At 73.2% G+C, this 10,430-nt stretch carries 4 protein-coding genes and 1 pseudogene; 3 read left to right on the top strand and 2 right to left on the bottom strand.

What is annotated here, in order from left to right; genetic code table 11:
- The first annotated feature begins 181 nt into the window (after positions 1-181).
- From ACGFYV_RS37270 to ACGFYV_RS37260, 3 genes and pseudogenes are all read left to right on the top strand, one after another.
- Positions 182-1,057: a DUF4097 domain-containing protein gene (locus ACGFYV_RS37270; protein WP_393882991.1), complete on the top strand. Its 876-nt coding sequence runs from the start codon at positions 182-184 to the stop codon at positions 1,055-1,057.
- An 88-nt stretch (positions 1,058-1,145) separates the two neighbouring features.
- Entirely contained in the window at positions 1,146-1,847 is a 702-nt protein-coding gene (locus ACGFYV_RS37265; RefSeq protein ID WP_393882990.1) for a hypothetical protein, read from the top strand.
- Positions 1,848-1,856: 9 nt separating this feature from the next.
- Positions 1,857-2,343: pseudogene (locus ACGFYV_RS37260) on the top strand (hypothetical protein).
- Positions 2,344-2,515: 172 nt separating this feature from the next.
- Here the strand turns inward: ACGFYV_RS37260 and ACGFYV_RS37255 are convergent.
- Both ACGFYV_RS37255 and glyA read right to left on the bottom strand, forming a co-directional pair.
- A complete protein-coding gene (locus ACGFYV_RS37255) occupies positions 2,516-8,827 on the bottom strand; it encodes an amino acid adenylation domain-containing protein (RefSeq protein WP_393882989.1) in 6,312 nt (2,103 codons plus the stop codon).
- Positions 8,824-10,248, bottom strand: coding sequence for a serine hydroxymethyltransferase (gene glyA / locus ACGFYV_RS37250; RefSeq protein WP_393882988.1), 1,425 nt, complete (start codon positions 10,246-10,248; stop codon positions 8,824-8,826). The genes ACGFYV_RS37255 and glyA overlap by 4 nt, the downstream gene beginning before the upstream one ends.
- Positions 10,249-10,430: the final 182 nt, after the last annotated feature.

The following is a 10,430-nucleotide window of genomic DNA, read 5'->3' as shown; positions in this document are numbered from 1 at the left end:
TACATCGCCCTCGCCTGGTGCACCGCCCTCACCCTCCTCGGCTTCACCTGGGCCATGAAGCACTTCAACAAGGACCGCACCAACTGACACCGACGGGTACGTCAGCGAAGCCCCACCCACCTCCGCAGCCCGTGGCACCCAGCGTGTCCACGGGCTGCTTGCCATCCCCAGAGGGTTCGCCATGCTGGAATTCGACACTCCTCAACCGATCGACCTCACCGTCGAACTGAACGTCGGCAGCGTCCGGATCGCCGCGAGCGACCGCACCGACACGGTCGTCGAGGTGCGTCCGGGCGATCGTTCCGACCCGTGCGACGTGGCGACCGCGCAACAGGCCCGTATCGCCTTCGCCGCCGGAGAGCTCGTGGTGGCCGCGCCCAAGCCGCGCGGGTTCCCGCGGGGCGGCGGTGCGGTGGTCATCGACATCGAGCTGCCCGCCGGCTCCCGGGTGCGGGGGGAGGCGCTGGCCGCGGACTTCCACTGCGTGGGGCGCCTGGGGGAGTGCCGGCTCAGCACGGACTGCGGGCACATCGACCTGGAGGAGGCCGGGCCGCTGCACCTGACCTCGATCCTCGGCAACGTCGGTGTGGGGCATGCCGTCGGGGACGTGGAGGCGTTCGCCGAGGGCGGTGACGTCCGCATACGCGTGGTCGACGGGACCGTCCAGCTCAACCGGACCAAGGGCAACGCACGAATCGGAGAAGCCAAGGGTGACGTGCACGTGTACGCGGACAGCGGCGACCTCCACATCGGCAAGGCGCACGGGTCCGTGGAGGCGCGGGCCTCGCAGGGGGACATCCGCGTCGACGAGGCGGTACGCGGCCCCCTCGTCCTGGAGACCGCGTCCGGCAAGGTCGACATCGGCATCACCCTCGGCACGCCGGCCCTGCTCGACCTCGACTCCCATGTCGGCACGGTCTACCGCGCCCTCGACCTCCTCGACCCCGAGGCCTGCTCCGCCGGCCCCGACACGGTGCGTGTCCACGCCCACACGATCATCGGCGACATCGTCGTCCGCCGCGCCACCCAACCCCAGAACGACGACCACTGGCCCTGACCCACCACCCCCCACCGCCCCGCCCCCGCCCCGGACAGACCGGGACGGGGGCGGTTTTCGGTTACGGGGCGCCGCCGATCGTCTCGTAGTGCTCGCACAGCGCTCGCAGGACGCGTGCCAGCCGGCGGGCGTGGCCCGCCTCTTCGCCGTACCGGCGGCTCACCCCTTCGGCGCAAACGTTCTCGCGGGCATGGCGCGCCAGATGCTGTGCCGCGACCGACCTCAGGACGCACTCGAACTCGTGCATCTGGCGCAGAAGGGCACCGGCAAGAGGGCCGGCGCCCGGCTGCGTGCCATGCTGCATACGCGCGAGGCCTGGGCGTATGCGGCCTTGGGGCGCTCGGCGGGCTTCAAGCGCGCCACCGCGGAAGCGGCCGAGGCTCTCGCGGATGCCGGGGCAGACGACGAGCCGTACTGGATCGCGTACTTCGACGAGGCCGAGCCGGCGGGTGTGACCGGCGGCCGTTTCCTCGACCTGGCCCGCCAGGACCCGTCGCCACATGCGGAAGCGGCTGTCCACAGCATCTGCGGCGCGCTGGCGACGCGAGGAGCCGAGGCGGGACGCAACTATGCCCTGGACCTGATCGGGCTGGCGGAGTGCCTCTTCCTGATGGGCGATGTGACGAGTGCGGTGGACCACACGCACCGAGCGGTCGACGCCGCTGCGCGCACCCGGTCCAGCCGGGTCCGCGCGCAGCTCGGGCAGTTGTATCCGTACACGGTGGGCCGGTCGGCGTCGCGTACCGTCAGCGAGGCGCGGGCAGGGATCCGCGAAGTCCTTTCGAGGTGAAGGAGCAACGTGACGACGATCGTCGTGACCGGGCACATGGACCTGACCGACAGCAGCGTGCCCCTGGTCCGCGACGCGCTGCGTGAAACGCTCAAGCCCTACGCCGACGACCTCACCGGTGTCTCGTGCATCGCCAAGGGCTCGGACTCTCTGTTCGCGGAAGTCGTTCTGGAACTCGGAGGCCGCCTCGTCGCAGTCATCCCCTCCAAGGACTACCGGGCGAACAAGGTGAAACCCGAGCACGCCGACACCTTCGACCGGCTCACCGAGGCCGCCGGTGAAGTGGTCGTGCTCGACAACGAGACCGCGGACCGTGCGGCGTACGAAGAGGCCAACCGGACGCTTCTCCACCGCTCCGGCCGTCTCGTCGCGGTGTGGGACGGTGCGCCACCCTCGGGCAAGGGGGGGCGGTACCGCTGACACCGTCCTCGAAGCGAGGGAGGCCGGTATCCCGGTGGATGTCGTGTGGCCGGACGGAGCCTCACGCAACGGCTGACCCCGAACGGCGCGAAGCCCCCGGCCCCTCACCCGGCCCCGAGCGGGGGACTCGGGGAGGGGCGGGGGCCGGGGGAGGGGGCTGACCGGGGAGGTAGCCCGCCTTTTCGGGATGGCACCAGGGGGCGGTGGCCAGGTGGTGCAGGGGGGTGCCGGGGTGACGTCGGGGTGGATCAGCCGGTCTTCTGGGGAGTCTTGCGGAACAGCGCCCCCAGCGACTCCGCCGTCGTGGTCAGCAGGTCCTGTGCCTTCGTCAGGTCGTCCTCGGTCAGGGGGTGGGCCTGGCCGCTGTCGCGGACCTGCTCGGTGAAGCGTTCCAGCATGCGCTTCAGCAGCTTCTGCGCCTCCTTGGCGTCCTTCGGCTTCGGCACCCCCGCCCCGGCCCCGTACTGGATCCCCGTACGGACGCGGTCGTTGACGTCCTCCATCAGCTTGGCGTGGAAGTCGGCCCCGTACTTGTCCCGGGTCTGCCCGACGAGCTGCTCCTTGAGCTGCTCCCGGAGCTGGACGGTCTCCTGCTTGGCGTTGTCACGCATGACCTTCACCTTTTCCATGGTGTCGTTGCGGATCTGCTGGGCCATCGCCGCGGTTCCCGATCCCTCGCGCTGGGTCATCCGCCGCAGGGTGCCGCCCAGGCTGGGCCGGCTCTTCGCGGTGGCGGGCTTGAGGTGTTCGGAGAGTTCCGCGACGTTCGGGTGCTGGAAGAGCTGCCGGATGGAGACTTCGACGCCGAGGGTGCGGCGCATCCGGCCGATGATGCGGGTGGCTTTGAGGGAGTTGCAGCCGAGGGAGAAGAGGTCGTCGTCGATGCCGACCTCCTCGACCCCGAGGACGTCCGCGATCAGTTCGCAGACCGCCACTTCCTGCGGGGTACGGCCGCCCCGGCGGCCCCCTTCGGACCCGCCGGTGCTCACCTCGGGCAGCGCGGCGAGGTCCACCGCGCCGGCCGGTGTCAGCGGCAGTTCGCCGAGGACGACGACCGTCGCCGGCACCGAGGCGTCGGGCAGCCGCCCGGCGACGAACGCCCGCACCGCCTCGGCGTCGACCTGGTTCCCGCGCACCGGCGAGACGTAGCCGAGCAGGCGTCCGTCGTCCGGTCCTGCGCCCTCCTGGACCACGGCCACCGCGTGCGCCACCTCGGGGTGCGCGGCGAGCGCGGCCGTGACCTCGGTGGCCGACACCCGCTGCCCGCGCACGCGGACCCAGGGGCCGCCGTGGCCGACGTACTCCAGGGTGCCGTCGCCGGAGCGGCGGGCGAGGTCGCCGGTGCGGTACATCCGCGTGCCGTCCGGGCCGAACGGGTCCGGCAGGAAGCGCCCGGCGGTGCGCGCCGGCTGGCCGGCGTAGCCGCGCGCGGCCTCGCCGCCGACGTACAGCTCGCCGGTCACGCCCGGCGGTACCGGCCGCAGCGCGGAGTCCAGTACGTACGTCCGGGTGGCGCCGACCGGCCGTACCCGCGCGGAGGTGTCCGGGACCGACAGCGTCGTACCGGTCTCGGCGGGGCCGTAGGTGCCGACCACGCGCGCCCCCGGTATCAGCTCCCGCAGCCGCTGGACCAGGGCTTCCGGCAGGGTGTCGCCGGTGAGGACGACCGTGCCGGCGTACAGGGAACGGCCGCCGCGGTTGAGGACCTCGGTGAAGAAGGGGGCGACCGTGGCGATCACGTCACCGGTCCAGCCCCACTCCCGGCCGAAGGTCTCGATCTCGGTGGGTACCTTGACGCAGGCGCCGCGGGCCAGCGCGGACAGTGTCTCGAAGAGCATCGCGTCGTCATGCGGCGAGGCCGCCAGCAGCCGGGTGCCGGGCGCCAGCTCCGCGGCGGACGCGAACCGTGCCGCCCCGTCGGCCAGAGCGCGGTGGTCCACCGCCACCACGCCCGGCGCGACCACGTCCACCGCCACCACGTCCACCGCCACCACGTCCGGAGTGCCCGAGCCCGCACCTGCACCCGCGCCCTTGCCCACGTACGGCCGGCGCAGCCAGGCCAAGTCCCGCGGTCGCAGCGGCGCCTTGCGGTCGCGCCGCACCGGGTCGAGGTTGTCCGTGGGGTACGACGGCTGCGCGCCCAGTTCGGCCACGTCCGACCGGCGTACGAACTCGGCGACGGGGACCGGGGCGTCACCGGGCTCGGCGACCACGAACGCGGCGCCGGACTTGAGCACGCCCAGCACGGCCACCGTCAGCTCCACCGACCGGTCCACGGCCAGCGCGACCACCGACTCGGGGCCCACGCCGTGCCGGAGCAGCTGGTGCGCGAGCCGGTTGGCCCACGTGTTCAGCTCCCGGTAGCTCAGCGAGACCCCCTCGGAGACGACCGCGACCGCGTCCGGCGTCTGCCGCGCCCACCGCTCGACGAGCAGCGGCAGCGGCTCGGCGGCCGGTGACTGCGTAGGCGGTGACTGCGTGGTCGGTGACTGTGTGGGCACTGTCTCCGTCGGCGGCGCCTCCTCCGCGCGCACCGCCACGGCCCCGCCCGTCAGCCCCGCCTCGCCGCCCCTGCTCCCGCCGCCGCCCCCGCCGCCGCTCCCGCCGCCGAGCCGCTCCCGCTCGTCCGTCAGCAGCAGGTCCACCGCGCCGACCCGCAGCGTCGGGTCCTGGAGCAGCTGGCGCAGCACCTTGTGCAGGCGCCCGGCGATGGCGTCGACCGCGCCCTCGGTGAGGACACCCTGGTGGTACTGCAGGGTCAGCCGCAGGCCGGGGTCGGTCTCCACGATCAGTGCCAGCGGGTAGTTCGCGGCGCCCTCGGCGTCCGTGCCGGTCACCTCGATGCCGGCCGCGGCGCTCGCCCCGGCGATGCCGGCCCGGTCCACCGGGTACGACTGGAACGCGACCAGGGTGTCGAACAGGGCGTCCATGCCGGTCTGCTGGTGGATCTCGGCCAGGCTGTGGTGATGGTGGTCGAGCAGCGCCGACTGCCGGGTCTGCAGTCCGGTCAGCAGATCGGCGAGGGTGTCGCCGGGAGCGCACCGCACGCGCACCGGAAGCGTGTTGATGAACAGGCCGACCATCGACTCCACGCCCGGCAGCGCGCCGGGGCGGCCGGAGACGGTCGCGCCGAACACCACGTCCTCGCGGCCGGTGAGCGCGCCGAGCAGCACCGCCCAGGCGCCCTGCACCAACGTGTTGACGGTGACGCCCAGTTCGGCGGCGCGCCGGCCGAGCCGGCGGGACTCGGCCGGGGTGAGCGCGACGCCCAGCTCCCCGGCCCCGCGGACGGTGGCGCGCGGTGCGCCCGGCGCCAGCAGCGTCGGCCCGTCGAGTCCGGCGAGCTGCTCGCCCCAGGCCCGCGCGGACACCTCCCGGTCCTGCCGGCCCAGCCAGGCCAGGAAGTCCCGGAACCCGCGCACCGCGGGCAGCGCGGAGGCGTCCCCGCCGGACGCGTACAGCCGCAGCAGGTCCTGCATGAGGATCGGCTCGGACCAGCCGTCGATCAGCACGTGGTGGGTGGTGAGGACGAGCTCGTACGACCGCTCGGCCAGCCGCAGCAGGGCGAGGCGCAGCAGTGGCGGGCGGGTGCGGTCGAAGTGGTCGGCGTAGTCGGCGGTGAGGAATTCCGTGACGGCCTGCTCCCGCTCGGCCCCCTCCAGCTCGCTGAAGTCAAGCTCGCGCCAGGGAAGTTCGACGCCGTCGACGACCAGCTGGACCAGGTTGTCGTCGGCGTCCGGGACGAAGGCGACGCGCAGGTTGGCGTACCGGTCGAGCAGGGCCTGGCCGGCCGCGCGCATCCGCTCGGCGTCCACGGCACCTGACAGGTGGAAGACGGTCTGCATGTGGTAGACGTCGTACCCGGTGTCGCTCAAGGATGACTCGAACAGGATCCCGGACTGCAGCGCGGTCAGCGGCCAGACGTCCGCCAGGCCCGGGTAGCGCTCCCGCCAGTCGCGGAACTCCGCGGAGTCCGGGTCGGCCAGTGGCGCGGAGGGCACCAGTTCGGCGGCGAAGTCGGCGCCGGTCGCCTGCTCGGCCAGCCGGGCGGCCGTACGGCACTTGAGGACCTGCGGCGCGGTGACCTCCAGGCCGCGGGCGCGGGCCCGCGTGACGACCTGGATGGCGCGGATGCTGTCACCGCCGAGGACGAGGAAGTCGTCGTCGACACCGACGCGTTCCTTGCGCAGCACCTCGGCGAAGACGGCGGCAAGGACGCGCTCCTCGGCCGTCTCGGGCGCCCGGTACTCGGCGGTGGTGAACTCGGGTTCGGGCAGGCCCAGCCGGTCCAGCTTGCCGTTCGGGGTCAGCGGCAGCTTCCGCAGGGCGACGACCGCGGCCGGCACCATGTAGTCCGGCAGCTTGCGCGCGGCCAGCTCGATCAGTGCGTCGGTGTCCGCCGTGGCGCCGTCCTCGGCGACGACGTAGCCGACGAGCCGGTTGTCGCGGGCGACGACCACGCTCTGCCGCACGTCCGGGTGGGAGCGCAGCACGGTCTCGATCTCGCCCAGCTCCACGCGCAGTCCGTGGATCTTGACCTGGAAGTCCTTGCGGCCGATCAGCTCGATCATCCCGTCCGGGCCGAACCGGGCCGCGTCGCCCGTGCGGTACAGGCGCTCGCCGCGCACCACGTCGCCCCACGACCAGTCGAGGAACCGCTCGGCGGTGCGCTCGGGCTGGTCCAGGTAGCCGCGGGCCAGACCGGTGCCGGCCAGGTACAGCTCGCCGGGCACGCCGGGCGGGACCGGCTGGAGGTGGTCGTCGAGGATGTAGGTGCGCTGGTTGGCCATGGGGCGGCCGTAGGGGATGCTCGTCCAGTCCGGGTCCACCTTCTCGACCTCGTAGAGCGTCGAGTGGATCGAGGACTCGGTGGCCCCGCCCATCACCACGAACCTGAGGTCGGGTGCGAAGGCGGCGACCCGCTCGGGCAGGGTGACCGGCACCCAGTCGCCGCCCAGCAGCGCGAGGCGCAGCCGCGGCAGGACGCCGACGCCGGTCTGCTCCAGGTGGTCGGTGACCAGGTTCAGCAGCGCCGGCGCGGAGTTCCAGACGGTGATGTTCTCGGCGACCAGCAGATCGGCCCAGTGCTCGGGGTCCTTGGCGCGTCCCGCGTCGGGGACGACCACGGTGCCGCCGGCGACGGTCAGGCCCAGGAACTCGTACACCGACATGTCGAAGCTGGGCGAGGACAGCGCGAGCACCGCGTCGCCGGGGCCCACGTCGTAGCGGGTGTTGAGGTCGGCGACGTTGTTCAGCACGCCGCGGTGGCGCAGCGCGATCGGCTTGGGCGCACCGGTCGAGCCGGAGGTGTGGATGATGTAGCACAGGTGCTCGGGGCCCGCGACGGGCTCCGGGTCGTGCTCGGGCAGGGCGGCCAGCAGCTCGGTGTCGCGGTCGACCAGGACCAGCGGGGTCGTGTCGCCCTCGGGCAGGTTGCCGGTGAGGTCGGTGCGGCTGATCATCACCGCGCAGGAGGTGCCGCCGACCATCGCGGCGATGCGCTGCGCCGGGTAGTCCGGGTCGAGGGGCACGTACGCGCCGCCCGCCTTGAGGATCGCCAGCTCCGAGACGAGCAGTTCGGCCGAGCGGTCCAGGCACAGGCCGACCCGCACGTCCGGGCCGACGCCCAGGGTGCGCAGGTGGTGGGCGAGCCGGTTGGCCGCCGCGTTGACCTCGCCGTACGTCCACCGCCGGCCGGCGTGGACGACGGCGACCGCGTCCGGGGCGAGGGCCGCCCGGGACGCGAACGCCTCATGCAGACAACCGGAGTTGGGCAGTTCGGTCCCGGTGCGGTTCCACTCGACGAGGGTGGTGTGCAGTTCGGTGTCGCTCAGCAGGCGCAGCGCGCGCACCGGGCGGCCGGGGGCGGCGAGCGCGTCGGCGAGCAGGGTCAGGTAGTGGCCCAGCAGCCGGGCCGCGGTGTCCCGCTCGAACAGCTCGGCGTCGTACCGGAGTTGGGCGGTGCCGGCCCGGATCACCAGCTGGAGTTCCAGCGGGGCGCCGTCCTCGGCCGGGTCGTCCCCGGCGGCGAAGCCGGCCGCCGCGGTGCCGGTCGCGTCGACGGCGGTGCCGTGCGCCACCAGGTCCGCCAGGGTGTGCTCCCCGTCGACCTCGTAGCGCAGTTCGCCGTCCGCGGCGGCCACGGCGATCAGGCCCTGGCCGGTGTAGCGGTGCAGCAGCGCCGCGAACGCGGCGGCCAGCAGGGCGTCGTCCGGCAGGGTGCCGTCCGGCGGAGTGCCGTCCAGAGGGGTGTCGTCCAGCGGAGTGTCGTTCACCGTGCTGCCCGGCAGCGGGGCGCTCTCCACGGCGGACAGCCGGGGCCCGGCGCCGGGCCGGCGCGGCTGGTCCGCCGGGACGAGCACGGGCGGCCAGGGCTGGGCGGTGGTGTCGGTGTGGGACGGTGCGGGCTGGGTGGTGGCGTCGGTGTGGGGTGGCGAGGGCTGGGTGGTGGCGTCGGTGTGGGGTGGCGAGGGCTGGGTGGTGGCGTCGGTGTGGGGTGGCGAGGGCTGGGCCGTCGCCTCGGTGCGGACGTCGGAGGCTGGGGTGCGTGAGGCGGTCATGATCCGACTCCGATCAGGGAAACCGGCACGCTTGCGGTGGTGTCGATGGGCAGGGGGTGACGGGAGCACAGCCACCGGACCTCTTCGCGGACGGTGGCGACGAGGGCGGGGTCGATCAGGTACTCGGTGTCGGAGTCCAGGCGGGTGCCGGCCAGCACGGTGTGCATCAGCTGGGCGCACTCGCGCATCTGTTCCGGCCGCATCCCGCGCTGGGCGAGGATGTTGGTGCCGAGCCGCAGCCCGCTGGTGACCAGCGGCGGCTTGGTGTCGCCGGGGATGCGGTTGCGGTTGGCGAGGATGCCGCACCGCTCAAGGGCCCGCTCGGCGGTCACCCCGGTCAGACCGACGTCGGACACGTCGATCAGCACCATGTGGTTGTCGGTGCCGCCGGTCAGGATCCGGTAGCCCAGCGAGGACAGTTCGTGGGCGAGCGCCTGCGCGTCCCGCACGATCAGCTCGGCCGTCTCGCGGAACGCAGGGCGCGCGGCGACGGCGAACGCGCGGGCCTTGGCGGCGATCGACGCCGGGCTCGGGGTCCCCTGCGACTGCGGGAACACCGCGCGCTGCATCAACTTGTGCAGCGGGGTACGGCCGTTCGGTCCGGGCGCCTCGAAGTCCCGCCCGCTGAGGATCAACCCGCCGCGCGGGCCGCCCAGTTGCTTGTACGTGCTGGTGGTGGTCAGGTGCGCGACGTCGACCGGGCTCGGGTGCAGGCCCGCCGCCACGAGGCCGGCGATGTGCGAGATGTCGGCCAGCAGATACGCCCCGACGCCGTCGGCTATGGCCCGGAACCGGGCGAAGTCGACCGTGCGGGGGTAGGCGCTGGCGCCCGCGATGATCACCTGCGGCCGGTGTTCTTCGGCCAGCGCCTCGACCTGCGCGAAGTCGATGTACCCGTGCTCGTCCAGGCCGTAGGCGACCGCGTTGTAGTGCCGGCCGCTGACCGAGGCCCGGGAGCCGTGGGTGAGGTGGCCGCCCGCGTCCAGGTCGAGGCCGAGCAGGGTGTCGCCCGGCCGCATCAGCGCCGACAGCACGGCGAGGTTGGCGGAGGAGCAGGAGTGCGGCTGGACGTTCGCGTACCGCGCGCCGAACAGGCTCTTGGCCCGTTCCACCGCCAGGTTCTCGACGGCGTCGAACTGCTGGGCGCCGGGGTGGTAGCGGGCGCCGGGGTAGCCCTCGGCGGTGACGTTCGACAGGGCCGCGCCGCCGACGGCGAGGACGGAGGGGTCCGCGACGGACGCCGAGGCGATCATCGCGAGGGTCGAGTTCTGCTGGCTCACCTCGGCGTCCAGCAGTGCGGCCAGTTCCGGGTCGGCCCGCTGCAGCGTGTCGGTGCCGACGCGAAGCAGCTCCGCCTGTTCACCGGTCACCGCGTGGTGCTGCGCTGAGGTCCTTCGTACGGGGAGAGTTTGACGTGCCATCGGATGTACCTCGTCTCACGCTCGGGGTGGGGTGCTGCCCGGGGCAGGGCAGGGCAGGGCGGGGCCGGCCCGGCAGTTGCCGCCGGTCGTCGGTGTCAGTTGGTGCGGTCCTTGTTGAAGTGCTTCATGGCCCAGGTGAAGCCGAGGAGGGTGAGGGCGGTGCACCAGGCGAGGGCGATGTA

Origin of the sequence: Streptomyces sp. NPDC048297 (genome assembly GCF_043201585.1) — a bacterium.
In the GTDB taxonomy this organism is placed as follows: Bacteria; Actinomycetota; Actinomycetes; order Streptomycetales; family Streptomycetaceae; genus Streptomyces.
The sequence above is the reverse complement of the archived record's forward strand: the minus strand, read 5'-3'. Positions and strand labels throughout refer to the sequence as shown.